The organism is Streptomyces sp. NPDC001270 (assembly GCF_042896695.1).
Classification (GTDB): domain Bacteria; phylum Actinomycetota; class Actinomycetes; order Streptomycetales; family Streptomycetaceae; genus Streptomyces.
Genome location: NZ_JBIAXM010000014.1, coordinates 108,266 through 130,423 on the forward strand (window position 1 = coordinate 108,266; position 22,158 = coordinate 130,423).

At 73.1% G+C, this 22,158-nt stretch carries 25 protein-coding genes; 21 read left to right on the forward strand and 4 right to left on the reverse strand.

The genetic code is table 11. The features are described from left to right. Nucleotides 1–190: 190 nt before the first annotated feature. Nucleotides 191–1,768, reverse strand: a complete 1,578-nt coding sequence (locus tag ACFY2B_RS24010; protein WP_390765130.1) for an oxidoreductase — start codon at nucleotides 1,766–1,768, stop codon at nucleotides 191–193. A gap of 218 nt (nucleotides 1,769–1,986) precedes the next feature. Between ACFY2B_RS24010 and hisD the strand changes: the two genes are divergently transcribed. From hisD to ACFY2B_RS24060, 10 genes are all read left to right on the forward strand, one after another. Next, entirely contained in the window at nucleotides 1,987–3,312 is a 1,326-nt protein-coding gene (gene hisD, locus ACFY2B_RS24015; RefSeq protein WP_390765131.1) for a histidinol dehydrogenase, read from the forward strand. Next, nucleotides 3,309–4,418, forward strand: a complete 1,110-nt coding sequence (locus ACFY2B_RS24020) for a histidinol-phosphate transaminase (RefSeq protein ID WP_390765132.1) — start codon at nucleotides 3,309–3,311, stop codon at nucleotides 4,416–4,418. Before hisD ends, ACFY2B_RS24020 begins: the two co-directional genes overlap by 4 nt. Then, nucleotides 4,415–5,017 carry an imidazoleglycerol-phosphate dehydratase HisB gene (hisB, locus tag ACFY2B_RS24025; protein ID WP_390765133.1) on the forward strand — a complete coding sequence of 201 codons (603 nt, stop codon included), beginning with the start codon at nucleotides 4,415–4,417 and terminating at the stop codon, nucleotides 5,015–5,017. Before ACFY2B_RS24020 ends, hisB begins: the two co-directional genes overlap by 4 nt. A gap of 3 nt (nucleotides 5,018–5,020) precedes the next feature. Continuing rightward, nucleotides 5,021–5,185: a hypothetical protein gene (locus ACFY2B_RS24030; protein ID WP_376537298.1), complete on the forward strand. Its 165-nt coding sequence runs from the start codon at nucleotides 5,021–5,023 to the stop codon at nucleotides 5,183–5,185. Next, complete coding sequence (gene hisH, locus ACFY2B_RS24035) at nucleotides 5,176–5,823, forward strand: imidazole glycerol phosphate synthase subunit HisH (protein ID WP_376537300.1); 648 nt, start codon at nucleotides 5,176–5,178, stop codon at nucleotides 5,821–5,823. The genes ACFY2B_RS24030 and hisH overlap by 10 nt, the downstream gene beginning before the upstream one ends. After that, nucleotides 5,820–6,545, forward strand: a complete 726-nt coding sequence (gene priA / locus ACFY2B_RS24040; RefSeq protein ID WP_376537302.1) for a bifunctional 1-(5-phosphoribosyl)-5-((5-phosphoribosylamino)methylideneamino)imidazole-4-carboxamide isomerase/phosphoribosylanthranilate isomerase PriA — start codon at nucleotides 5,820–5,822, stop codon at nucleotides 6,543–6,545. Before hisH ends, priA begins: the two co-directional genes overlap by 4 nt. Then, entirely contained in the window at nucleotides 6,542–6,934 is a 393-nt protein-coding gene (locus tag ACFY2B_RS24045; protein WP_390765134.1) for a RidA family protein, read from the forward strand. The genes priA and ACFY2B_RS24045 overlap by 4 nt, the downstream gene beginning before the upstream one ends. 43 nt (nucleotides 6,935–6,977) lie before the next feature. Then, the gene (gene hisF / locus ACFY2B_RS24050; protein WP_390765135.1) at nucleotides 6,978–7,733 is read left to right on the forward strand and encodes an imidazole glycerol phosphate synthase subunit HisF; all 756 of its coding nucleotides are present in this window, start codon (nucleotides 6,978–6,980) and stop codon (nucleotides 7,731–7,733) included. 97 nt (nucleotides 7,734–7,830) lie between these two features. Next, nucleotides 7,831–8,418 carry an ArsR/SmtB family transcription factor gene (locus tag ACFY2B_RS24055; protein ID WP_390765136.1) on the forward strand — a complete coding sequence of 196 codons (588 nt, stop codon included), beginning with the start codon at nucleotides 7,831–7,833 and terminating at the stop codon, nucleotides 8,416–8,418. Between the two features lie 168 nt (nucleotides 8,419–8,586). Next, a complete protein-coding gene (locus tag ACFY2B_RS24060) occupies nucleotides 8,587–10,068 on the forward strand; it encodes an MFS transporter (protein ID WP_390765137.1) in 1,482 nt (493 codons plus the stop codon). Between the two features lie 22 nt (nucleotides 10,069–10,090). Here ACFY2B_RS24060 and ACFY2B_RS24065 read toward each other — a convergent pair whose 3' ends face one another. Further along, complete coding sequence (locus ACFY2B_RS24065) at nucleotides 10,091–10,726, reverse strand: TIGR03085 family metal-binding protein (protein ID WP_390765138.1); 636 nt, start codon at nucleotides 10,724–10,726, stop codon at nucleotides 10,091–10,093. A gap of 111 nt (nucleotides 10,727–10,837) precedes the next feature. Here ACFY2B_RS24065 and hisI point away from each other — a divergent pair, with 111 nt between their 5' ends. From hisI to lgt, 11 genes are all read left to right on the forward strand, one after another. Continuing rightward, nucleotides 10,838–11,239, forward strand: coding sequence for a phosphoribosyl-AMP cyclohydrolase (hisI, locus tag ACFY2B_RS24070; RefSeq protein ID WP_390765233.1), 402 nt, complete (start codon nucleotides 10,838–10,840; stop codon nucleotides 11,237–11,239). A gap of 11 nt (nucleotides 11,240–11,250) precedes the next feature. Then, complete coding sequence (locus ACFY2B_RS24075; RefSeq protein WP_390765139.1) at nucleotides 11,251–12,783, forward strand: anthranilate synthase component I; 1,533 nt, start codon at nucleotides 11,251–11,253, stop codon at nucleotides 12,781–12,783. A 25-nt stretch (nucleotides 12,784–12,808) separates the two neighbouring features. Then, the gene (locus ACFY2B_RS24080; protein WP_390765140.1) at nucleotides 12,809–13,447 is read left to right on the forward strand and encodes a TIGR02234 family membrane protein; all 639 of its coding nucleotides are present in this window, start codon (nucleotides 12,809–12,811) and stop codon (nucleotides 13,445–13,447) included. A gap of 166 nt (nucleotides 13,448–13,613) precedes the next feature. Beyond that, a complete protein-coding gene (locus ACFY2B_RS24085) occupies nucleotides 13,614–13,877 on the forward strand; it encodes an HGxxPAAW family protein (RefSeq protein WP_390765141.1) in 264 nt (87 codons plus the stop codon). 150 nt (nucleotides 13,878–14,027) lie between these two features. Further along, nucleotides 14,028–14,477: a DUF2752 domain-containing protein gene (locus ACFY2B_RS24090; protein WP_390765234.1), complete on the forward strand. Its 450-nt coding sequence runs from the start codon at nucleotides 14,028–14,030 to the stop codon at nucleotides 14,475–14,477. A 131-nt stretch (nucleotides 14,478–14,608) separates the two neighbouring features. Beyond that, nucleotides 14,609–15,418 (forward strand): indole-3-glycerol phosphate synthase TrpC, encoded by an 810-nt coding sequence (gene trpC / locus ACFY2B_RS24095; protein WP_390765142.1) that lies wholly within the window; start codon nucleotides 14,609–14,611, stop codon nucleotides 15,416–15,418. 22 nt (nucleotides 15,419–15,440) lie between these two features. After that, nucleotides 15,441–15,662: a tryptophan biosynthesis modulator TrpM gene (gene trpM / locus ACFY2B_RS24100; RefSeq protein WP_390765143.1), complete on the forward strand. Its 222-nt coding sequence runs from the start codon at nucleotides 15,441–15,443 to the stop codon at nucleotides 15,660–15,662. A 58-nt stretch (nucleotides 15,663–15,720) separates the two neighbouring features. After that, the gene (gene trpB / locus ACFY2B_RS24105) at nucleotides 15,721–17,022 is read left to right on the forward strand and encodes a tryptophan synthase subunit beta (protein WP_390765144.1); all 1,302 of its coding nucleotides are present in this window, start codon (nucleotides 15,721–15,723) and stop codon (nucleotides 17,020–17,022) included. After that, nucleotides 17,019–17,837, forward strand: a complete 819-nt coding sequence (trpA, locus tag ACFY2B_RS24110) for a tryptophan synthase subunit alpha (RefSeq protein WP_390765145.1) — start codon at nucleotides 17,019–17,021, stop codon at nucleotides 17,835–17,837. Before trpB ends, trpA begins: the two co-directional genes overlap by 4 nt. A gap of 137 nt (nucleotides 17,838–17,974) precedes the next feature. Beyond that, a complete protein-coding gene (locus ACFY2B_RS24115; protein WP_390765146.1) occupies nucleotides 17,975–18,751 on the forward strand; it encodes a DsbA family protein in 777 nt (258 codons plus the stop codon). An 82-nt stretch (nucleotides 18,752–18,833) separates the two neighbouring features. After that, a complete protein-coding gene (lgt, locus tag ACFY2B_RS24120; RefSeq protein WP_390765147.1) occupies nucleotides 18,834–19,925 on the forward strand; it encodes a prolipoprotein diacylglyceryl transferase in 1,092 nt (363 codons plus the stop codon). Nucleotides 19,926–20,090: 165 nt separating this feature from the next. On the opposite strand, the gene ACFY2B_RS24125 is transcribed toward lgt, so the two are convergent. Both ACFY2B_RS24125 and ACFY2B_RS24130 read right to left on the reverse strand, forming a co-directional pair. Further along, complete coding sequence (locus ACFY2B_RS24125) at nucleotides 20,091–20,909, reverse strand: HpcH/HpaI aldolase/citrate lyase family protein (RefSeq protein ID WP_390765148.1); 819 nt, start codon at nucleotides 20,907–20,909, stop codon at nucleotides 20,091–20,093. Next, nucleotides 20,906–22,099, reverse strand: a complete 1,194-nt coding sequence (locus ACFY2B_RS24130; protein ID WP_390765149.1) for a CaiB/BaiF CoA transferase family protein — start codon at nucleotides 22,097–22,099, stop codon at nucleotides 20,906–20,908. Before ACFY2B_RS24130 ends, ACFY2B_RS24125 begins: the two co-directional genes overlap by 4 nt. Between the last annotated feature and the right edge of the window lie 59 nt (nucleotides 22,100–22,158).

Sequence of the window (22,158 nt, forward strand, 5' to 3'; positions counted from 1 at the left end):
CCCCTTGGAGTCGCCTCCCTTTGGCCTGGTGTCCAGCCAACGCCCGCCCACCGGCAAGCGCCGCCTGTCCTCAAAGGGGCGCGGGGAACTGCGCGCCCAGCCACAACAGACCCGCAGCAGAACGACGACCTCAAACGCCCCCGACCCCCGCCCCACCAGCGGAGCTACCCGGCGGAGCTACCCCGCGGAGCTACCCACGTCGCAACAACCGCGTGGCCCCCGCCGCCACCGTGGTCGCCAGGATCCAGCCCACCAGGATCATCGCCGCGGCCAGCCACTGCCAGCCGCCGCGCAGCTGCCACTCGCCCGCCTGACCCAGGTCGATGACCGGCAGCAGCAGGTCCAGGGCGAACAGGGCCGGACTCCAGCCGGGATGCCGGTCCGGGTTCATCGGCACGAGGCTGCTGTGCGCGAAGGCCAGCGAGCCCGCCGCCCACAGCACCGCCATCCACACGGCCGCCCGGCCCGGCCGGTACCCGTAGGCGACCGTCCAGTCCTGGACGTACCCCCACAGCTTCCCGGCCAGCGGCAGGGTCTCACGGCGCCGGCGCTGCTTGGCGAGCAGCACCTCGCGCGCGTCCTCGTCCTCACCGGCGCCGCGCAGCACCGCGGCCAGCCGCTCGTACGGCTCCGGGTTGTACTCGGCGGTGGCCGCCGCGACCCAGTCGAGGCGCCGGGCCAGCGGGAACGGGCCCCGTGGCACGAGGGTCTCGTACCCGAAGCCGCCCATGTGCAGATTGCCCGGGCCCGGCCAACTGACCGCCCGGTCCACCAGGGTGACCACCCGCGCCCCCGACAGCACCACCTTGCCGCGCTCCGGCCGCTCCCCGAGGAAACGCAGCTCGGGCGTCTGCACCCGGCGCAGCGACAGCTCCTGTTCGTCGGTGAAGGCGAACCGGGCCCGCTCCAGGTCGACCGCGTCCCCGAACCGCCCGTCGTCGAGCCGCACCCCGCCCTGGCACTCGAACCGCTGGACCCGGGTGCCGCGCGCGGGCGTGGTGCCGCTCAGCAGCGGGTTGCCCACCCCGGCCGGGGTCAGGTACAGGGTCCGCCCCACGGACAGCTGGGGCGCGTTCAGGGCGAGCCGGGTGTACGGGTTGACCAGCTTCGCGCCGCGCAGACTCAGCGACACGCCGATCGTGGCGCCGCGCAGGCTCAGCTCGCCGTGCGACTCCAGCAGCTCCGCCTGGAGGTCCTGGCCCACACTCATGCCGTCCGCGGCGATCGAGCGGCCCGTCCGGTCCCGGTAGACGATGGCCTGGCTGAGCAGCAGGTCGGTGCCGATGTGCGCGTCGGTCAGCCGGATCCCGTTCTGGAACCGGCAGCGCGGCAGGTGCAGATCGCCCTCGGTGTGCACGCGGGCCGCCTCCAGGCGCGGCACCGAGCAGTCCACCAGCCGCAGGGTGGAGAACCGGGCCTCCGGCAGCAGGACCTCCCGCTCGAAGCGGCAGCCCCGCAGCTCCACGTACGGCGTGACCGCGCCGCCCGCCAGGTCCAGGACGCCGGTGATCCGCACACCGGCCAGTTTCAGCGACGACACCCGCCCGGCCAGCGCGGGCGGCCCGTCGAGCAGCAGCCAGGCGACGATGCGCGCCCGCACGGTGCGCTCGGGCCCCCACGGGTGCCCGCCGTGCGGATCGTCCACGATGGGGTCGCCGCTGCTCAAGTCGTAGGTGCTGCCATTCCGGAAGGACTGCCACATCCCGGCCTCGGCGGCGGTCAGGTCGTCCGGCAGGTCCCCGGTGCGCAGCCCGGTCCCCTCGGTCACCCCTGTTCCCTCCTCCCCACGGTCACGCGCGGGTCCATTCCGTTTCGTACCCCGGTCATGCCCGCTGAGTGACGTCCCGAACGCTAGACGTGAAGGGGATCTTCCGGGTTCCCCGTCCGGATTCCGATCCGGTTCCGCATCGGCCATTGCGGCAGGTTCTGTATCAGCCATTGATACGCGCGCACGGCCGACCGCCCCGGTCTGCGAGAATTGGCCCTGTGATCTCCCGAATCGATCTGCGCGGTGACGCCCTCCCCGAGGGCGCCGCCCTGCGTGACCTGCTGCCCCGAGCCGACTTCGACGTTCAGGCCGCCCTGGAGAAGGTGCGTCCGATCTGCGAGGCCGTGCATCATCGGGGCGACGCGGCGCTGATCGACTTCGCGGAGCGGTTCGACGGAGTGCGGCTGGAAACCGTCCGGGTGCCGGCGAAGGCCCTCACGGACGCGCTCGCGGCCCTCGATCCGGCGGTCCGCGCGGCCCTGGAGGAGTCGATCCGCCGAGCCCGGATCGTCCACCGCGAGCAGCGCCGTACGACCCGCACGACCCAGGTCGTGCCCGGCGGTTCGGTGACCGAGAAGTGGGTGCCGGTCGAGCGGGTCGGGCTGTACGCGCCGGGCGGCCGTTCGGTCTACCCGTCCTCCGTGATCATGAACGCGGTGCCCGCGCAGGAGGCGGGCGTCCCCTCGATCGCCCTCGCCTCCCCCGCGCAGGCCGAGTTCGACGGCCTGCCGCACCCGACGATCCTGGCCGCGTGCGCGCTGCTCGGCGTCGACGAGGTGTACGCGGCGGGCGGCGCGACCGCGGTCGCCATGTTCGCCCACGGCACCGAGTCCTGCGCCCCCGCGAACATGGTCACCGGCCCGGGCAACATCTGGGTCGCCGCCGCCAAGCGCTTCTTCACCGGCCGGATCGGCATCGACACCGAGGCCGGGCCCACCGAGATCGCGATCCTCGCCGACGACACCGCCGACCCGGTGCACGTGGCCTCCGACCTGATCAGCCAGGCCGAGCACGACCCGCTGGCCGCGGCCGTCCTGGTCACCGACTCCGTCGAGCTGGCCGACGCGGTGGAGAAGGAACTGGCGCCGCAGGTCGCGGCCACCAAGCACGTCGACGACCGGATCGCCCCGGCCCTCGCCGGCAAGCAGTCCGCGATCGTGCTGGTGGACGGCGTCGAGGCGGGCCTCAAGGTGGTCGACGCGTACGGCGCCGAGCACCTGGAGATCCAGACCGCCGACGCCGCCGCGGTCGCCGACCGGGTCAGGAACGCCGGCGCGATCTTCATCGGCCCCTGGGCGCCGGTGTCCCTGGGCGACTACGCGGCCGGATCCAACCACGTCCTGCCCACCGGGGGCTGCGCCTGCCACTCCTCCGGCCTGTCCGTACAGTCCTTCCTGCGCGGCATCCACATCGTCGACTACACCCGGGACGCGCTGGCCGAGGTCGCGCACCACGTGGTCACGCTGGCCGAGGCGGAGGACCTGCCCGCACACGGCGCGGCCGTCAAGGCGAGGTTCGGCTGGAAGGTACCGACGAGCAAGTGAACTTCGGAATCGACGATCTCCCCGTACGGGACGAGCTGCGCGGCAAGTCCCCCTACGGCGCGCCCCAGTTGGACGTCCCCGTACGGCTGAACACGAACGAGAACCCGTACCCGCTGCCCGAACCGCTCGTCGAGCGGATCACCGAGCGGGTCCGGGCCGCCGCCCGCGACCTGAACCGCTACCCCGACCGGGACGCGGTCCAGCTGCGCACCGAACTGGCCGCGTACCTGACGAAGACCGGCAACTACCCGCTCGGCATGGCGAACGTGTGGGCCGCGAACGGCTCCAACGAGGTTATCCAGCAACTGCTGCAGACCTTCGGCGGGCCCGGCCGCAGCGCGATCGGCTTCGAGCCGTCGTACTCGATGCACTCGCTCATCTCGCGCGGCACCGGGACGGAATGGATCTCGGGCCCGCGCCACGAGGACTTCACGATCGACCTCGCCGCCGCCGAGCGGGCCATCGCCGAGCACCGCCCGGACGTCGTCTTCATCACCACCCCCAACAACCCCACGGGCAACGCGGTGCCGCCCGAGACGGTCCGCGCGCTCCACGACGCCGCGCAGGCGGCCAAGCCGTCCATGGTGATCGTGGACGAGGCGTACATCGAGTTCAGCCACGGCGACTCGCTGCTGCCGCTGCTCGAAGGACGGCCCCGCCTGGTCGTCTCGCGGACCATGTCCAAGGCGTTCGGCGCGGCGGGCCTGCGGCTCGGCTACCTGGCCGCGCACCCGGCGGTGGTGGACGCCGTCCAGCTCGTCCGGCTGCCGTACCACCTGTCGGCGATCACCCAGGCGACCGCGCTGGCCGCCCTGGAGCACACCGACACGCTGCTGAAGTACGTCGAGCAGCTGAAGACGGAGCGGGACCGCCTGATGCGCGAACTGCGCGCGATCGGCTACGACGTCACGCCGTCCGACGCCAACTTCGTACAGTTCGGGCAGTTCGAGGACGCGCGGTCCGCCTGGCGGAAGATCCTCGACCGGGGCGTCCTGGTCCGGGACAACGGCGTACCGGGGTGGCTGCGGGTGTCCGCCGGAACTCCCGAGGAGAACGACGCGTTCCTCGACGCGGTACGCGCACTGAAGAAGGAGCAGAGTTCATGAACCGGGAAGGGCGCGTCGGACGCGTCGAGCGCACCACCAAGGAGACCTCGGTCCTGGTCGAGATCGATCTCGACGGCACCGGGCGGACCGACATCGCCACCGGCGTCGGCTTCTACGACCACATGCTCGACCAACTCGGCCGGCACGGCCTGTTCGACCTCACCGTGAAGACCGACGGCGACCTGCACATCGACTCCCACCACACCATCGAGGACACCGCCCTCGCGCTTGGCGCCGCCTTCAAGCAGGCGCTCGGCGACAAGGTGGGCATCTACCGCTTCGGCAACTGCACGGTGCCGCTGGACGAATCCCTCGCCCAGGTCACCGTCGACCTCTCCGGCCGCCCCTACCTCGTGCACACCGAGCCCGCGGACATGGCGCCGATGATCGGTGAGTACGACACCACGATGACCCGGCACATCCTGGAGTCCTTCGTCGCCCAGGCACAGGTCGCGCTGCACGTGCATGTGCCCTACGGGCGCAACGCCCACCACATCGTGGAGTGCCAGTTCAAGGCGCTGGCCCGGGCCCTGCGCTACGCGAGTGAGCGCGACCCGCGCGCGGCCGGCATCCTCCCGTCCACGAAGGGCGCGCTGTAGACCATGACCGGACTGTCCACCCTGCTGATCGTCGTCGGCCTCTTCCTCGTCGGCGGCATCATCTCCTTCGTCAAGCAGAAGATGCCCACCAGCCTGATCGTGCTGGTGTCCATCGGCGCCGCGATGTGCCTGGTGGCGGGCGTCATGCGGCTGGAGGTATGGAATTGAGCCCAGCCCGGAAGGTCGTCGTCCTCGACTACGGCTTCGGCAACGTCCGCTCCGCCGAACGAGCCCTCGCCCGCGCGGGCGCCGAGGTCGAGATCACCCGTGACTTCGACCGGGCGATGAACGCGGACGGGCTGCTGGTGCCGGGCGTCGGCGCCTTCGCCGCCTGCATGCGCGGCCTGCGCGCGGCCCGCGGCGACTGGGTGATCGACCGCCGGCTGGCCGGCGGGCGCCCGGTGCTGGGCATCTGCGTCGGCATGCAGATCCTGTTCGCCCGCGGCATCGAGCACGGCGTGGAGAGCGAGGGTCTCGACGAGTGGCCCGGCTCGGTCGAGCCGCTCGAAGCCGAGGTGGTACCACACATGGGCTGGAACACCGTGACCGCGCCGCCCGGCTCCGAACTGTTCGCCGGCCTGGACGCGGACGCCCGCTTCTACTTCGTGCACTCCTACGCCGTCCACGACTGGACCCTCCCCACCCACAACGCGACGCTGCGCGCCCCCAGGGTGACCTGGTCGACGCACGGCAGGCCGTTCGTGGCGGCCGTGGAGAACGGCGCCCTGTGGGCGACCCAGTTCCACCCCGAGAAGTCCGGCGACGCCGGAGCCCAGCTCCTCACCAACTGGATCGGAACCCTGTGAGCAAGCTCGAACTCCTTCCCGCCGTCGACGTCCGGGACGGCCAGGCGGTACGCCTCGTGCACGGCGAGTCCGGGACCGAGACCTCGTACGGCTCCCCGCTCCAGGCCGCCCTGGCCTGGCAGCGCTCGGGCGCCGAGTGGCTGCACCTGGTCGACCTGGACGCCGCGTTCGGCACCGGCGACAACCGCGCGCTGATCGCCGAGGTCACCGACGCGATGGACATCAAGGTGGAGCTGTCCGGCGGCATCCGGGACGACGACACCCTCGCCGCCGCGCTCGCCACCGGCTGCACCCGGGTGAACCTCGGCACCGCCGCCCTGGAGACCCCCGAGTGGGTCGCCGGGGTGATCGCCGAGCACGGCGACCGGATCGCGGTGGGCCTGGACGTCCGCGGCACCACGCTCCGCGGACGCGGCTGGACCCGGGACGGCGGTGACCTCTACGAGACGCTGGAACGCCTCGACAAGGAGGGCTGCGCCCGCTACGTCGTCACCGACATCGCCAAGGACGGCACGCTCCAGGGCCCCAACCTGGACCTGCTGAAGAACGTCTGCGCGGCCACCGATCGCCCGGTCGTGGCCTCCGGTGGCGTGTCGTCGCTGGACGACCTGCGGGCCATCGCCTCTCTGGTACCCCTCGGTGTGGAGGGCGCCATCGTCGGGAAGGCCCTGTACGCGAAGGCGTTCACCCTGGAAGAGGCCCTGGAGGCGGTGTCGTCATGACGTCCGAAGCCGTGCGGCGGGTGCAGAGCGGAAGTCCCTGGGAGGAGAGCTTCGGCTACGCGCGCGCCGTCGCGGCGGGCGACCGCGTGCTGGTGGCGGGCTCCTCGGCCTTCCGGGGCCCGGTGCTGTACGGGGAGGGCGACCCGTACGAGCAGACGAAGGTGGCCTTCGCCGGCGGGCTGGAGGCGCTCGCCGAGTTCGGGCTCGGTCCCGACTCGGTGATCAGGACCCGGATGTACCTGACGCACTCGCGGGACGTCGACGAGGCGGGCCGGGCCCACAAGGAACTCTTCGACTCCGTACGCCCGGTCTCGACCCTGCTGGTCGTGGCGGGCTTCGTCGACCCGCGCATCCTGGTCGAAGTGGAACTGGAAGCCTTCAGAGGCTAGAAGCAGTACGAGCAGTACGAGCAGCAAGAGGAGCCGTGGATTCATGACCCTGGCGGTCCGAGTCATCCCCTGCCTGGACGTGGACGGCGGCCGGGTCGTCAAGGGCGTCAACTTCCAGAACCTGCGCGACGCGGGCGACCCCGTCGAGATGGCCAAGGTCTACGACGCCGAGGGCGCCGACGAGCTGACGTTCCTGGACATCACCGCGTCCTCGGGCAACCGGGAGACGACGTACGACGTGGTGCGCCGCACTGCCGAGCAGGTGTTCATCCCGCTGACGGTCGGCGGCGGCGTCCGCACCGCCGAGGACGTGGACAAGCTGCTGCGGGCCGGCGCCGACAAGGTGGGTGTGAACACGGCCGCGATCGCCCGCCCCGAGCTGATCCGCGAGATCGCCGAGCGGTTCGGGCGCCAGGTGCTGGTCCTCTCGGTCGACGCGCGCCGCTCCGCGGCGGGCGGCTTCGAGGTCACCACCCACGGCGGGCGGCGCGGCACCGGCATCGACGCCGTCGAGTGGGCGCACGAGGCCGCCGAGCTGGGCGCGGGGGAGATCCTGCTGAACTCCATGGACGCCGACGGCACCAAGGACGGCTACGACCTGGAGATGATCGCGGCCGTGCGCAAGCACGTCACCGTGCCGGTGATCGCCTCCGGCGGCGCGGGCAAGCTGGCGGACTTCCCGCCGGCCGTCGCCTCGGGCGCCGACGCGGTGCTGGCGGCCTCCGTCTTCCACTTCGGCGACCTGCGGATCGCCCAGGTCAAGCAGGCACTGCGGGAGGCCGGTCACCCCGTGCGGTGACACCCGGCCCCCGGCTGGTCCCGCCACACCAGAGATACAAAAGAAAAGTTGCGCAAAGCATGTTGTGCAACTTTTCTTTCGTATCTATGGTGAGGACATGGCATCCGAGGAGAACCGCGCCATCACCGACCTGGGCACGCTCAAGGCCCTGGCCCACCCGTTGCGCATGCAGCTGTATCGCCTGCTGTGCGTCGCCCGGACGGCCACCGCCTCCCAGTTGGCCGACCAGGTCGACGAGGCGGTCTCCCTGGTCAGCTACCACCTGCGCAAGCTGGCCGAGCACGGGCTGATCGAGGAGGCCCAGCGGCAGAGCGAGGACGGCCGCGAGCGCTGGTGGCAGCCCTCCTCGCGGGGCGTGAGCATCCGGGACGAGGACTTCCGCTACGCCCCCGAGCAGGTGGCGGCACACCTGGCGGCCACTCGGCTCCTCCACGACCAGCACGCCGGCAGGTACCGGCGCTATCTCGACGAGCGGGCTGCCTGGGGCGCCGAGTGGAACGCCGCCGCCGGGGACAGCGAGTCGCTGCTCAGGCTCACTGCCGCCGAACTGACCGAGCTGCGCGAGAAGTTGCTCGACCTGCTGCGCGCGTACGACGAGAAGGGCCGGTCCGCCGAGGCCGCCGGCGAGACCGAGGGACGCGAACACGTCGCGCTGCACCTGTACGGATTCCCGTTCCGTGTCTGAGGCCGTTCCGCGCCCGGCCCCGCCCGGCGTGCGGCTCCGCCCGTGTCCGACCCGGTTCCGCGCCCGATCCCGATCCGTGTCCGACCCCGTCCCGCGCCCGGCCCCGCCCGGCGTCTGGCTCCGATTCGCGTCCGGTTCCGTTCCGTTCCGCTCCGAGAGGCCGCCGTCTTGTCCACCGTCACCGGCCCGCCCGCCGCGCTCGGCACCGCCACCGCACGCCCCGCCCACCGTGACCCCAACGTCCTGCGCTGGCTGGGCGCCTACTCCTGTTCCATGCTCGGCGACAACATCTACTACATTGCCCTGTCCTGGGCCGCCGTCCAGACCGGAACACCCGCCCAGGCCGGCCTCGTCATGTCGGCCAGCGCCCTGCCGCGGGCCGTGCTGATGCTCGGCGGCGGTGTCGTCGCCGACCGGCTCGGGCCGCGCCGCGTCGTCATCGGCAGCGACGCGGTGCGCTGTGCGGCCGTCGCCGCGGTGGCCGCGCTGCTGTTCCTCACCAGCCCCGGCCTGTGGCCGCTGGCCCTGCTCGCCCTCGTCTTCGGCACCGTCGACGCCGTGTTCATGCCCGCGGTCGGCGCGCTTCCGGCCCGTATCACCGGCAAGGACCAGCTCGCCCGGGTCCAGGGCATGCGCGGACTCTGCATCCGCCTGGCGAGCGTGGTCGGCGCCCCGCTCGGCGGCCTGGGCGTGGCGCTCGGCGGCGCACCGGCCGCGTTCGCCCTCGCGGGCCTGCTCATAGCTGGGTCGGTGCCGCTGCTGGTCTCGGTACGGATCCGCGCCCTGCCGGCCGACGACACGACACCCGTGCGGAACGCCGAACAGATACCCGGGCCGCGCCGCGGGGCACCGCCGCGGACGGCCCCCGCGTCATCCCCGGCGGCGGAGCCGCACCCCGCCCTCCCGGCCGTCTCCGAGTCGGTCGCTTCCGAACCAGCCGTTTCCGAACCGACCGTCTCCGAACCGACGGCCGCCGCGTCGGCTGCTTCCGAACCCCTCGACATCCCCGCCTCCGCCTCCGCCCCCGCGCCCCGGTCGTCCGGTGCCTGGGGCGATCTGCTGGCCGGGCTGCGCTACATCCGGCGGCATCGGGTGCTGGCCCCGCTGATGGCGGCCATCGCGCTCGGCGACTTCGGGTTCGTCGGGCCGCTCAACGTCGGGCTGACCCTGCTGGCCGACCGGCGCGGCTGGGGCGCCTCCGGGATGGGCTGGGTGCTCGCCGGATTCGGCGTCGGCGCGGGCGCCGTCTCCCTGCTGCTGGCCGTCCGGGGCCGACTGCCGCGGGCGGGCCTGGTCGCCGGGTGCGCCTGCCTCGCGGGCTCCGTCGCGATCGGCACCCTCGGCCTCGTCCCGCACCTCGTGGCCGCCGTCGGGGTGGCCCTCCTCGTCGGGCTGCTGGCCGGGCTCAGCGGCGCCCTGTGCGGCGCCCTGCTCCAGACCCGGTCCGACCCCGCCTACCTGGGCCGCGTCACCGCCGTCGCCAGTCTGGTCAGCCTCGGCCTCGCCCCGTTGAGCATGCCGTTCACGGCCGCCGCCATCGGCGCCTGGGGCCTCGGCCCGGTGTTCGTGGCCAGCGCCGCGGTGTGCGGCCTCGGCGGCGTCGTCTGCCTGGGCGCACCGGGGCTGCGCCGGGCCGAACTGCCCCGCTGAGCGCTGCCCGGCCGGGCAGCGCTCAGATGCCCAGCTGCTTCGACTCCCGCAGTTCGGCGATGGCGTTCTCGTCGCCCGCCAGCTCCACCTCGGCCGCGCGCTGCCGGCCGAACGCGAACAGCAGCAGCTCCGAAGGCTCGCCCGTGGCCGTCACCACCGGCGCGCCCCGGTGGGCGACCGCCGTCTGACCGTCGGGCCGGCGCAGCACCAGTCCGGTCGGCACGCCCCGGCCGAGCAGCCGGGCGGTCCGCTCCAACCGGGACCACAGGGCCTCCTGGAAGACGGGGTCGAGTTCGCGCGGCGTCCAGTCCGGCTGGGCACGGCGGACGTCCTCCGTGTGGACGTAGAACTCGACCGTGTTGGCCGCCTCGTCGATCTGCTTGAGCTGAAAGGGTGAAAAACGCGGCGGGCCCGTACGGATCAGCTGGATCAGTTCCTCGTACGGCTTCGCGGTGTACTCGTCCATCACCTTCTGCAGCCGCGGCGCGAGCTGCTTGACCAGCGCACCCCCCGCGGCGTCCGGGCGGCGCTCGCGCACCACCACGTGCGCGGCCAGATCACGGGTCTGCCAGCCCTCGCAGAGGGTCGGCGCCTCGGGGCCGGTGGTTTCCAAGAGGTCGGCGAGCAGAAGCCGTTCACGCTTTGCGAAGGTCGACATACTGTCAGCGTACGACCAGGCTTCCGCTCCGCCCACCGGTCGCCGACACCACCGGCCGCCGTGCGCCCACCCACCGGACAGGTCCGGGCACTGTCGGTGCCGCGCGGCACAATGGCACCCATGAGCAGCACGCACCGGACCAGCAGCCTCGCCCCGGAGATCGCCGCGCGCCTCAAGCGCAGCGCCGACGGACTCGTCCCCGCCATCGCCCAGCAGTACGACACCGGGGAGGTGCTGATGCTGGGCTGGATGGACGACGAGGCCCTGCACCGCACGCTGACCACCGGCCGCTGCACCTACTGGTCCCGCAGCCGCCGGGAGTACTGGGTCAAGGGCGACACCTCCGGACACGTCCAGTGGGTCAGATCGGTCTCCCTGGACTGCGACGCCGACACCCTGCTGGTCAAGGTCGACCAGGTGGGCGCCGCCTGCCACACCGGGGCCCGCACCTGCTTCGACGCCGACGTGCTCCTCAAGGACACCGGTTCGGACGCGACCGCCCCCGCTCAGTAAGGTCTGCCGCCATGGATCTTGAGACGTTCCGCGAACTGGCGGCCGACCGCCGGGTCATCCCGGTCACCCGCAAACTGCTCGCCGACGGCGACACCCCGGTCGCGCTCTACCGCAAGCTCGCCGCCGAGCGCCCCGGCACCTTCCTGCTGGAATCCGCGGAGAACGGCCGCGCCGCGTTCCAGTGGTCCCGCTACTCCTTCGTCGGCGTCCGCTCCGCCGCCACCCTGACCGAGCGGAACGGCCAGGTCCACTGGCTCGGCACCCCACCCGTCGGCGTCCCCGTCGAGGGCGATCCGCTGGCCGCCCTGCGCGCCACCGTCGAGGCCCTGCACACCCCCCGCGACCTCGCCGACGACCTCGGCCTGCCGCCGTTCACCGGCGGCATGGTCGGCTACCTCGGCTACGACATCGTCCGCCGCCTGGAGCGCGTCGGACCCGGCGGGCATGACGACCTGCGGCTCCCCGAACTGACCATGCTGCTCACCAGCGACCTGGCCGTCATGGACCACTGGGAGGGCTCGGTCCTGCTGATCGCCAACGCGATCAACCACAACGACCGCGCCACCGGCGTCGACGAGGCCCACGCCGACGCCATCGCCCGCCTCGATGCCATGGAGGCCGACCTCTCCCGCCCGGTCGCCCAGCCCCCCGCGGTGCTGCCGCCCTCCGAACTGCCCCCGTACACCGAGCGCTGGGGCGGCCCGGACTTCCAGAAGGCCGTCGAGGACGTCAAGGAGCGCATCCGGGCCGGCGAGGCGTTCCAGGTCGTCCCCTCACAGCGCTTCGAGACGCCGTGCACCGCGAGCGCCCTGGACGTCTACCGGGTCCTCAGGGCCACCAACCCCTCCCCGTACATGTACCTGCTCCGGCTGCCCGACGGGGCCGGCGGCGCCTTCGACGTCGTCGGCTCCTCCCCGGAGGCGCTGGTCAAGGTCGAGGACGGGCAGGCCATGGTGCACCCGATCGCCGGCACCCGGCCGCGCGGCGCCGGCCCGCAGGAGGACCAGGCCCTCGCCGACGAACTGCTCGCCGACCCCAAGGAGCGCGCCGAGCACCTCATGCTCGTCGACCTCGGCCGCAACGACCTCGGCCGGGTCTGCGAACCCGGCTCGGTCGAGGTCGTCGACTTCATGTCCGTCGAGCGGTACTCACACGTCATGCACATCGTCTCCACGGTCACCGGCAAGGTCGCCGCCGGCCGCACCGCCTTCGACGTGCTGACGGCGTGCTTCCCCGCGGGCACCCTCTCCGGCGCGCCCAAACCCCGCGCCCTGCAGATCATCGACGAACTCGAACCCTCCCGGCGCGGCCTGTACGGCGGCTGCGTCGGCTACCTGGACTTCGCGGGCGACTCCGACACCGCCATCGCCATCCGCACCGCCCTGCTGCGTGACGGCACCGCCTACGTCCAGGCCGGCGCGGGCATCGTCGCCGACTCCGATCCGGTCGCCGAGGACGAGGAGTGCCGCAACAAGGCGGCGGCGGTGCTGCGGGCCGTGCACACCGCGAACCGCCTCGGCGGGCGCCGAGTGAACCCCGGGTGACCTATCGCACGGGGCGCAGGCGATAGTGGAGTACGTGACAGCCCTACCTCACCCCCGTTCCGAAGCCGCGGAACCCGCGCGGGCCGGCCGCCGGAGCCTCGCCGTGGCGCTGCTGTGCGGCGCCCTCGGCGCCGGCGTGGCGCTGCTCGCCACGCGCCAGCGCTGGGCGGAGGGCACCGCGTCGGTGGCCGGCGGCGCCTTCCCGCTGACCGCCAGGGGCAGCGACGTGACGGGCGTCCCCGCGGCCCTCGCCATAGTGGGCCTCGCCGCGCTCGTCGCCGTCTTCGCCGTCCGCAAGGCCGGCCGTCTGCTGGTCGCCGCCGTCCTCGCGCTCTCCGGCGCCGGCACGATCCTCGCCGCCCTGACCGGCGCCTCCGACGGCTCCGCGCTCGACGAGAAGGCCGCCGAGGCCACCGGCGACACCGCCGCCCAGGTCGCCGCCCTCAGCCACACCGCCTGGCCCTACGCGGCGGCCGTCGGCGGCCTGCTGATCCTGCTCGCCGGACTGCTCGCGCTGCGCTACGGCCGGCTGTGGCCCGCCATGTCCGGCCGCTACGAGCGCGGCCCGGCCCGCCCCCGGCGCACCGCGGCCACCGTCGACCCCGACCGGCCCGAGGACCTGTGGAAGGCCCTGGACCGCGGCGAGGACCCCACCGGGGCCTGAACACGCCCGTCCCACCGGCCCCGCCCGCCCCGGAGAACCGGTCCGGGTGTGGCCAATCAGACGCACACCGGGAGCCACCCCCGCGCACACCGGGCCCACCCGTACGGGACAATGGGCGGTGATGAGCGTCCGGCTCACACACGCACACAGCAACGAGGAGCAAGCAATGGCGGGCAGCAGCCACGGTCACACCCCGGCCGCCTGGACCGGTGTCATCATCGCCGTCATCGGGTTCTGCGTCGCAGGCGCCTTCATGGTGATGGCACAGCCGCTCGGCTTCTGGGCGGGCATGGTGATCGTGATCCTCGGCGGTGTCGTCGGGCTCATCATGCGCTCCATGGGCCTTGGCCAGCCGAAAAGCGCGCACGCGGCTTCCCTGCCGCAGCCGCAGGCCACGGTGACGCCCGAACCGGCCGGCGCCGAGAGCTGACCCCGCCGTACGACCCCCTCGTACGGACCCCGGCCCCACGAACGGCCTCGTACACCCCGTACGAACGCCCGGCCCGATCTCATGGGGGGCGCCACGGCACCGCACCGGCCGCCGGAGCGCCCCTCGCGCACGCCCGGCCGGACGGCGACAATACGAGACGTGAACGCCGACAGTGAGCACCTGGTGCCGCCTCCGGCCCGCAGCCGCGCCCTCGGCCGGCTGGCGGCCCCCGCGGGCGTCCTCACGGCCGTCGCGGGCGCCTTCGCCTACGTCGCGACGGTCAACCCGTACCAGCCCGGCCACTACCCGGTGTGCCCGCTGTACGCGTGGACCGGCCTCTACTGCCCCGGCTGCGGCGGACTGCGCAGCGCGCACGCCTTCGTCCACGGGGACCTCACGGCCGCGCTGCAGGCCAACGCGCCGGCCGTCGCCGCCTACCTGGGCTTCGCCGTCCTGTGGGGGATCTGGGCGGTCCGCGCGGTCCGCGGGCGGCCGATCCGGCTCAGCCCGGGACCCGTGCAACTGTGGAGTCTGGGCGCCGTGCTGCTGGTGTTCACCGTCGTCCGCAACCTGCCGTTCGGCGCCTGGCTGCATCCCTGACCGAACCCTGCGGGTCCCGGTGACGGGACCGCCGGCAGCCGGATGCGAGCCCTTCGCCGTCCTGCGGATACCATCGCAGTGACCACGGGTTTCCACCCGCAGGAACAACCGTCCGGAAGGGGACCGCTCGCGTGAGTGTGCTCGACGAGATCATCGACGGAGTCCGTGCCGACCTGGCGGATCGGCAGGCGCGCGTCAGCCTCGACGAGCTCAAGGAGCGCGCGGCGACGGCTCCCGCTGCCAAGGACGGCGCGGCCGCACTGCGCGGCGAGGGCGTCAAGGTCATCTGCGAGGTCAAGCGCTCCAGCCCGTCCAAGGGCGCGCTGGCCGCCATCGCCGACCCGGCCGGGCTCGCCGCCGACTACGAGGCGGGCGGCGCGGCCGTCATCTCCGTCCTGACCGAGCAGCGCCGGTTCGGCGGTTCGCTCGCCGACCTGGAAGCCGTCCGCGCCCGCGTGGACATCCCGGTGCTGCGCAAGGACTTCATCGTCACCTCCTACCAGCTGTGGGAGGCCCGCGCGTACGGCGCCGACCTCGCGCTGCTCATCGTCGCCGCCCTCGACCAGCCGGCCCTGGAGTCGCTGATCGAGCGGGCCGTCTCCATCGGCCTCACCCCCCTCGTCGAGGTGCACGACGAGGACGAGGTGGAGCGCGCGGTGGACGCCGGCGCCACCGTGATCGGCGTCAACGCGCGCAACCTGAAGACGCTGGAGGTCGACCGGAGCACCTTCGACCGGGTCGCTCCGGAGATCCCGGCCACCGCGGTCAAGGTCGCCGAGTCCGGCGTCCGCGGCCCGCACGACCTGATCGCCTACGCCAACGCGGGCGCCGACGCGGTCCTGGTCGGCGAGTCCCTGGTCACCGGGCGCGACCCCAGGACCGCGGTCGCCGACCTGGTGGCGGCCGGCGAGCACCCCGCACTGCGGCACGGCCGCGGCTGACCTCCCGTTAGGCTTGGCCCCGATGACGCCCACCACCGACCCGGCCCCCCGGGACCCGTACGCCCGCCTCGCGCGCGGCTGCCGGCCCCGCGGCTGCCGCGCGCCCGCCCGCAGGGTGCACGGCCGCCGGGTCCGGTACGTCATCGGCGACGAGCCCGGCCAGGTGAACGGCATGCGATGGCAGCGCCCCGGAGGGGGCGCGGAGAGCTGCACGAGCGATCACACCGCTCCCGCGGCCGACTGACATCACCCGCCCCCACGGCGACGAGTTTCCTTTCCCAGACTCACCGTGAGGTTTCCGCATGCCCAGCGAGTTCTTCATCCCCGACCCGGAAGGTCGGACCCCCAGCGCCGAGGGCTACTTCGGCGCGTTCGGCGGCAAGTTCATCCCGGAGGCGCTCGTCGCCGCCGTGGACGAGGTCGCCGTCGAGTACGACAAGGCCAAGCACGACCCGGAGTTCGCCCGCGAACTCGACGGCCTGCTCGTCGACTACACCGGACGGCCCAGTGCCCTCACCGAGGTACCGAGGTTCGCCGAGCACGCCGGCGGCGCCCGGGTCTTCCTGAAACGGGAGGACCTCAACCACACCGGCTCCCACAAGATCAACAACGTGCTGGGCCAGGCCCTCCTCACCAGGCGGATGGGCAAGACCCGCGTCATCGCCGAGACCGGCGCGGGCCAGCACGGCGTCGCGACCGCCACCGCCTGCGCCCTGTTCGGCCTCGACTGCACCATCTACATGGGCGAGATCGACACCAGGCGGCAGGCCCTGAACGTGGCCCGCATGCGCATGCTGGGCGCCGAGGTCATCGCCGTGAAGTCCGGCAGCCGCACCCTGAAGGACGCCATCAACGAGGCGTTCCGGGACTGGGTCGCCAACGTCGACCACACCCACTACCTGTTCGGGACCGTGGCGGGCCCGCACCCGTTCCCCGCCATGGTGCGCGACTTCCACCGGGTGATCGGCGTGGAGGCACGCCGCCAGATCCTGGAACGGGCGGGCCGGCTGCCCGACGCCGCGGTCGCCTGCGTCGGCGGCGGCTCCAACGCCATCGGCCTGTTCCACGCGTTCATCCCCGACACCTCCGTCCGCCTCATCGGCTGCGAACCCGCCGGGCACGGCGTCGAGACCGGCGAGCACGCGGCCACCCTCACCGCCGGCGAGCCCGGCATCCTGCACGGCTCCCGCTCCTTCGTGCTCCAGGACGACGAGGGCCAGATCACCGAGCCGTACTCGATCTCGGCCGGCCTGGACTACCCGGGCGTCGGCCCCGAGCACTCCTACCTCAAGGAGACCGGCCGCGGCGAGTACCGCGCCGTCACCGACGACGCGGCCATGCAGGCGCTGCGCCTGCTGTCGCGCACCGAGGGCATCATCCCGGCGATCGAGAGCGCGCACGCGCTCGCCGGCGCCCTCGACGTCGGCAGGGAACTGGGCCCGGACGGACTGATCGTGGTCAACCTCTCCGGCCGCGGCGACAAGGACATGGACACGGCCGCCCGGTACTTCGGCCTGTACGACACCGACACGGACACCGCCGACAGCGGGGCCGACGCGGGCACGGACGGCACGCACGCCGGGACCGAGGGGGACGCCAAGTGAGCGGGAACATCCAGCTGTTGACCGACACCCTCGCCGCCGCCAAGGCGGACGGGCGGGCCGCCCTCATCGCCTATCTCCCGGCCGGGTTCCCGACCGTGGACGGCGGCATCGAGGCGATCAAGGCCGTCTTCGACGGCGGCGCGGACGTCGTCGAGGTCGGGCTGCCGCACAGCGACCCGGTCCTGGACGGCCCGGTCATCCAGACCGCCGACGACATCGCGCTGCGCGGCGGCGTCCGGATCGCCGACGTCATGCGCACGGTCCGCGAGGCCCACCGGGCGACCGGGAAACCCGTCCTCGTCATGACCTACTGGAACCCCATCGACCGCTACGGCGTGGAACGCTTCACCGCCGAACTCGCCGAGGCGGGCGGCGCCGGCTGCATCCTGCCCGACCTGCCGGTCCAGGAGTCCGCGCTGTGGCGCGAACACGCCGCGAAGCACGGCCTCGCCACGGTCTTCGTGGTCGCCCCCAGCAGCAGGGACGCCCGCCTCGCGGAGATCACCGCGGCGGGCAGCGGCTTCGTCTACGCCGCCTCGCTGATGGGCGTCACAGGCACCCGCGAGTCGGTCGGCGCGCAGGCCCAGGACCTGGTGGAGCGCACCCGCGCCACCGGCACCGACCTGCCCGTCTGCGTCGGTCTCGGCGTCTCCGGCGGCGCCCAGGCCGCCGAGGTCGCCGGATTCGCCGACGGAGTGATCGTCGGCTCGGCCTTCGTCAAGCGGATGCTGGACGCGCCGGACCACACCAGCGGGCTCACGGCCGTCCGCGAACTGGCGGTGGAACTGGCGAAGGGCGTCCGCGGACAGGCATAGCGGCACCCCGCTCGGCGAACCGGAGCGACCGCACACCGGACACCCCGGGACAACCGCATACGGAAAATTCGGTCACCCGAACGGGTGGACCTGGGACCGGGGAGGCGCGCTGTGCCTCCCCGGTTCGTTCTGGGGGTGTGAGCGAGAAGAATCGTGACGGAAAGCGCTCCGCCCGTGAGCGGCTGGCGGTCGAGCGAGAGAAGCAGAAGTCGGCGGAGAAGCGGCGGCGCGCGCTGATCGTGGGCGTGAGCGTCGTCTGCGTCCTCGGCGTCGCGGCGGCGATCGGCGTGCTCGCCGCGAACGCGGGCAAGAAGAAGAGCAGCGCGAGCACGGGCCCGGTCGTGGCGCCCTCCGGCGCCCAGGGCAAGGACAGCCTCGCGATCCCGGTCGGCAAGGACAGCGCCAGGTCCACGCTCACGATCTGGGAGGACTTCCGCTGCCCGGCCTGCCAGGCGTTCGAGACGGCGTACCGCCCGACGCTGCACGAACTGACCGACGCCGGCAAGCTCAGAATCGACTACCACCTCGTCACGCTCATCGACGGCAACCTCGGCGGCAGCGGCTCCCTGCGCGCGGCCAACGCGGCGGCCTGCGCCCAGGACGCCGGAAAGTTCCGCGACTACCACGACGTGCTCTACGAGAACCAGCCCAAGGAGACCGACGACGCCTTCGCCGGCAACGCCAAGCTGATCGACCTGGCGGGCAAGGTGAACGGCCTGGACACGCCGACGTTCCGCAAGTGCGTCGACGGCGGCACCCACAACAGCTGGGTCGCGAAGTCCAACCAGGCATTCCAGGCGGGCGGCTACAGCGGCACGCCGACGGTCCTGCTGAACGGCAAGAACATCTACCAGGACCGGACGATGACCCCGGCGAAGCTCAAGCAACTGGTGGAGGCGGCCGACAAGGGGTAAGCGATTCTCACACCCCTGTTATGGACCCGTAGCCGGGGTGATTGCCGTGTGCACGGCCCGGCACGGTAGCGTCGACCCTGCCATGGACCTCTCCTACATTCCCAGCCCTTCGCGCGGTGTGCTGCATCTCGGCCCGATTCCGCTGCGCGGCTACGCGTTCTGCATCATCATCGGCGTGTTCGTCGCCGTCTGGCTCGGCAACAGGCGCTGGGTCGCCCGTGGCGGCCGGTCCGGCACGGTGGCGGACATCGCCGTCTGGGCCGTGCCGTTCGGACTGGTCGGCGGCCGGCTCTACCACGTGGTCACGGACTACGAGCTGTATTTCAGTTCGGGCCGTGACTGGGTGGACGCCTTCAAGGTGTGGGAGGGCGGTCTCGGCATCTGGGGTGCGATCGCGCTGGGTGCGCTGGGCGCGTGGATCGGCGCCCGGCGACGGGGCATCCCGATGCCCGCGTACGCCGACGCCGTCGCCCCCGGTATCGCCCTGGCGCAGGCGATCGGCCGCTGGGGCAACTGGTTCAACCAGGAGCTGTACGGGCGCGAGACGCACGTTCCCTGGGCCCTGCACATCACCTCCTCCGAGGGCGGCCGGGTTCCGGGGTACTACCACCCGACGTTCCTGTACGAGTCCCTGTGGTGCATCGGCGTGGCCATCCTGGTCATCTGGGCCGACCGGCGGTTCAAGCTGGGCCACGGCCGGGTGTTCGCCCTGTACGTCGCCGCGTACTGCGTGGGGCGCGCCTGGATCGAGTACATGCGCGTCGACGACGCCCACCACATCCTGGGGCTGCGTCTGAACGACTGGACCGCGCTGATCGTGTTCCTGCTGGCGGTGGCGTACATCGTCGTGTCGGCGAAGAAGCGGCCCGGCCGGGAACCCGTGGTGGAACCGGCCGCCGTCGCCGCCGGTGCCGCGGGCGAGGACAGCGGCACGGAGACCGTGTCCGCCGCCGCGGCCGACGACGAGGCGAAGGGCCCGGCACTGGACAAGACCGGGGACGGTCCCGCAGCCGACGTGACGGACGTGCCGCCGGACCAGCCGGCGGCGGGCGACGTGTCGGACGCGGCCCGGGACACGCCGGACGAGGGGTCCGACGACCGGGCCGACGACGAGACCGGGACCGCGCAGGCCGAGGACGCGAAGGACGAGGCTCCGGCCACCAAGAACAGCTGAGCCGCGACCGCGGTACGACGAGGGCGCCCCCCCGCACGGCGGGGGGCGCCCTCGTCGTCGTACCGCGGTCCATGAGGCGGGCCGGGCGGCGTGCGCTGTCCGGCCTGCCGTCCGCCGTCCGGCCCGCCGGACTCGCCCGGCGTGGCCGATCCGGCCGTCCCGGGTTCACGGTTTGCGGGTCACCAGGGACAGCGTCCGCCGGGCCGCCGCCACCACCGCCGCGTCGATGAACCGGCCGTCCGGCAGCGCCTGGGCTCCGCGCTCCGCCGTCGCCGCCTTCACGATGGTCTCGGCCTGCTCCAGCTCCGCCTCCGTCGGCAGATAGGCACGCGCGATGATCGGCAGCTGACGGGGGTGGATGGCGGCCCGGCCGAGGAAGCCGAGGGCACGGCCGTGCGCGCAGGAGGCCGCCAGGCCGTCCAGGTCGCGGATGTCGGGGTGGACCGACTGGGGCGGCGGGGCGAGACCGGCCGCCCGTGCGGCGACCACGACCCGGGAACGGCACCAGTCGAGCCCCGCGTCGGCCTGGACGCCCAGGTCGGCCCGTAGATCCGCCTCGCCCAGGGAGATGCCCCGCAGGGCCGGGTGGGCGGTGGCGATGGCGTAGGCGCGCTCGATGCCCAGAGCCGTTTCGAGCAGGGCGTACAGCCGGTCGTGCCCGGCGTCGTGGGCGGCGCTGACCACCTCGGCGGCGGACGTCACCTTCGGCAGCCGCACCCCGGACACGCCCGGCAGCCCGGTCATCGCCCGCAGGTCGGCCGCCGCCCACGGTCCCTGCGTGCCGTTCACCCGGACGTCGACCCGCACCGGCTGCGGCTCGGACAGCAGGTCGGCGGTGGCCGCGCGGGCGTACTCCTTGCGGTCCGGGGCGACCGCGTCCTCCAGGTCGATCACCACCACGTCCGCGCCGCAGGCCAGCGCCTTCGCCACCACGCGCGGCCGGTCACCGGGGACGTACAGCCAGGTGAGCGGGGTCGGGATCACAGGGCGCCCTCCGCCCGCAGGGCGTCGAGTTCCGCCGGGGTCAGACCCAGCTCGGTCAGGACGGCCACGGTGTCCGCGCCGTGCGGGCGGCCCGCCCAGCGGATCGAGCCGGGCGTGGCGGAGAGCCGGAACAGGACGTTCTGCATGCGCAGCGGACCCAGCTCCGGATCATCGACGGTGGTGATGGTGTCCAGGGCCGCGTACTGCGGGTCGGTCATCACGTCCCGCACGTCCTGCACCGGTGCCACCGCGGCCTCCGCCTTCTCGAAGGCCGCCACCACCTCGTCGCGGGTGCGGGCGGCGATCCAGTGGCCGACCACCTCGTCCAGTACGTCGGCGTGCGCCGCCCGTCCGGCGCCGGTCGCGAACCACGGCTCGGTGCTCAGATCCGGGCGGCCGACCAGGTCCAGCACGCGTTCGGCGACCGACTGGGCCGAGGTGGACACGGCCACCCAGGACCCGTCCGCCGTGCGGTAGGTGTTGCGCGGGGCGTTGTTCTGCGAGCGGTTCCCGGTGCGCGGCTGGACGTGGCCCAACTGGTCGTACCAGATGGGCTGTGGGCCGAGGACGGTCAGGATCGGCTCGATGATGGCCATGTCGACGACCTGGCCCGCGCCGGTCCGCTCCCGGGCGGCCAGCGCCGTCATCACCGCGTACGCCGTGGCCAGGGCGGCGATGGAGTCGGCGAGCCCGAAGGGCGGGAGCGTCGGGGGCGCGTCCGGCTCGCCGGTGATCGCGGCGAAGCCGCTCATCGCCTCCGCGAGGGTGCCGAAGCCGGGGCGGCGGGCGTACGGCCCGAACTGGCCGAAGGCAGTGACCCGGGTGAGCACCAGCCGCGGGTTGGCGGCGGACAGCTCCGGCCAGCCCAGGTCCCACTTCTCCAGCGTGCCCGGCCGGAAGTTCTCGACGACCACGTCGGCGGTGGCGGCGAGCCGCAGCAGGGTGGCACGGCCGCCGGGCTTGGACAGGTCCAGGGTGAGGGTGCGTTTGTTGCGGCCGAGCAGCTTCCACCACAGGCCGACGCCGTCCTTCGCGGGTCCGTGCCCCCGGGACGGGTCGGGCTTCTTCGGGTGCTCGACCTTGATGACCTCGGCGCCGAAGTCACCGAGCAGGGTGGCGGCGAGGGGACCGGCGAAGAGGGTGGCGAGGTCGAGGACGCGCAGGCCGTGCAGGGGCTGGGCGGCGTTCATGCGGTGCACTGCGGGTCGCGCGCGGCGGGGCCGGTGCTCGGGCCGGCGGGATGAGCGGC